The 1,199-nt window shown below is 36.1% G+C and carries 1 protein-coding gene; it reads left to right on the top strand.

The genetic code is table 11. From position 1 onward, the window contains the following. The coding region (locus CKF58_RS07930) for a cation diffusion facilitator family transporter (protein ID WP_222987774.1) at positions 1 to 1,053 on the top strand (1,053 nt) is incomplete at its 5' end. Between the last annotated feature and the right edge of the window lie 146 nt (positions 1,054 to 1,199).

The raw sequence follows: 1,199 nt of genomic DNA, 5'->3' as shown, positions 1-1,199 counted from the left end.
ACCTTAGCTAAATTAAACCTCTATTTAGGTGAGATCTATCTCTACCTCTTGAGAAGATATATGACAGAACAAAATCTTGCTTTATCTCCCGAAGCCTATAAACGTACGGTAAGTCGAGCCTCCTTTGCAGCCATTTGTACGGCATTAACCTTAATTGTAATTAAGTTTGCCGTGGTTGTAATGTCGAACTCGATTTCGTTATATGCCTCTTTAATGGATTCGGTATTTGACGTAGTATGTAGTATTGTTAATCTCTTAATTTTACGTAAAGCCTTAAAACCAGCCGATGATGATCATACTTTCGGACATGGCAAGTTAGAGTACTTTGGTATTTTAGGGCAAAGTATTTTTATTGGTACTTTAGCGGTTATGCTAATCGTGAGTGCCGTACAAAGATTTAGCACTCCTGTACCGATCGAAAAAACTACGGCGTCAGTGATTATTCTGATAATTTCGATTCTCATGACCGCGATCCTAGTAGCTTATCAACAAAAAATCATTAACCTGACTAATTCAGAAATGATTAAAGTGGATCAAGCGCACTATAAAATGGACTGTTTAATGAATGGTTCAGTAGCGCTAGCTATTATCTTTGCGCATTATGGCTATGCGAAAGTAGACTTAATCTTAGCTATTGCCATTGGTGTATACATGCTATGGTCGGTTTATGGCATGTTAAAAACCGCCTTTGATGGTTTAACCGATAGAGCTTTACCGGCAAGTGATATAGAGCTGATTGAACTAACGATTCAAAAACACCCACGTGTTTTAGGAATCCATGAATTACGTACTCGTCAAGCAGCCAATACTAAATATATTCAGTTTCACTTAGAATTAGATAACAATATCTTATTACGTGAAGCTCATGATATTTGTGATGAAATCGAAACTACTCTACAAGCAGTGTTCCCAGATGCTTTAGTAACCATTCACCCAGAACCAATTCAAGTTGCACAACAAGAAGCGCAAGGTAATTACCAAGCTAAACGTGACTTAGAGCTTATTGATATGGTACAGAGCTTTGTGGGACAAGGTAGTGAACGTAAAGCTTAATCGAATCTCTAAAGACAAATGAAAAAGTTATTCACCACCAAAACCACTACTTTAAATAATTTACAACTTAAGAGTAATCACTTTTAAACTAAAAGTGATACACCACAAGAATATCTTTTAAAAGTAAAAAAATTAATCCCTAGAAG

This window comes from Psittacicella hinzii (assembly GCF_003585935.1).
Classification (GTDB): domain Bacteria; phylum Pseudomonadota; class Gammaproteobacteria; order Enterobacterales; family Psittacicellaceae; genus Psittacicella; species Psittacicella hinzii.
This window is presented reverse-complemented; position numbering and strand designations above follow the sequence as displayed.